Origin of the sequence: Streptomyces sp. FH025 (assembly GCF_017427025.1) — a bacterium.
Lineage (GTDB): Bacteria > Actinomycetota > Actinomycetes > Streptomycetales > Streptomycetaceae > Kitasatospora.
The window spans coordinates 1-1,134 of record NZ_JAFLNG010001211.1 but is presented as its reverse complement, the minus strand read 5'-3'; the positions used below and the strand labels follow the sequence as shown (position 1 = coordinate 1,134).

General features: G+C 77.5%; 1 protein-coding gene. It reads left to right on the top strand.

Annotated elements, in window-relative coordinates:
• Positions 1-81: 81 nt before the first annotated feature.
• The coding region (locus J0670_RS38475; protein ID WP_207817410.1) for a PP2C family protein-serine/threonine phosphatase at positions 82-1,134 on the top strand (1,053 nt) is incomplete at its 3' end.

The following is a 1,134-nucleotide window of genomic DNA, read 5'->3' as shown; positions in this document are numbered from 1 at the left end:
CGCAGCCCGTTGGCGCCCGCCGGGGCGCCTTGCCCACCCTGGAGGAACGGCCGGACGGATGGGCGGCGGAGAGGGCGACGGGTGGACGGCGAGGAGCAGCGGGCCGCCGTGCCGCGCGCGCCCGGCAACCGGGGGGTGGCGCTGGGGGTGCTGGCCGCCACCGCCGCCGTGCTGCTGGCCCAGGCGGCCAGCGGTACCAGCTCGCGTCTGGTGCTGCTGCTGGTGTTCCTGCCCGCGCTGCTGGCGGGCCTTGGCACGGTCGCGCAGACGGTGGCCGTCAGCGTGTGGGTGACGGTCGTGGTGGTGGCGCACACGCTGCTGTACCCGCCCGCCGATCTGCCGGCCCGTCTGGGCACCCTGCTGGGTGTCATCGCCGCCGAGGCCGCCGTGATCGCCCTGTGCGCGCGGCGGGTGCGGCGCGAGCGCCAGGTGTTCCGGATGCGTCAGAGCGCGGTGGCCCTGCAGCGCCAGCTGCTGCGCCCGCTGCCGGTGGCCACCGCCGACGTGCGGCTGTACGGGCTGTACCGGCCGGTGGAGGAGGACGCCCTGGTCGGCGGCGACCTGTACGACGTCGCGGACACCCCGCACGGCACCCGGGTGCTGGTGGGCGACGTGCAGGGCAAGGGCCTGCCCGCGATCGGGACGGGCTTCGCGGTGCTGAGCGCCTTTCGGGAGGCGGCCTTCAGGGAGGCGGAGCTGACCGCCGTCGCCGACGCGCTGGAGGCGGCCGTTCAGCGGCACAACGCGTACGCGGTGCAGAGCGGGGAGCAGGAGCGTTTCGTCACCGCCACCGTGCTGTGCGTGCGGGGCGGGGAGGCGGTCCAGGCCGTCAACTGCGGCCATCTGACGCCCTACCTGCTGCGCCCCGGCGGGCGGGTGGAGGCCGTCGTGCTGCCGGCCGGGGTGCCGTTGGGGCTCGCCGCGCTGACCGGCGAGCCCCGCGGCGCGCGGTGTTTCGCGCTGCCCGAGGACGGCCTGCTGGTGCTGCTCACCGACGGCATCACCGAGGCCCGGGCGCCCGGTGGCGCGTTCTATCCCGCCGAGCGGGCCCTGGCCGGCCTGGCCGCGACGCCCGCCGCCGACCTGCCCGGGGCCCTGGAGCGGGGGGCGAGGCGGTTCAGCGGCGGGCGCTCG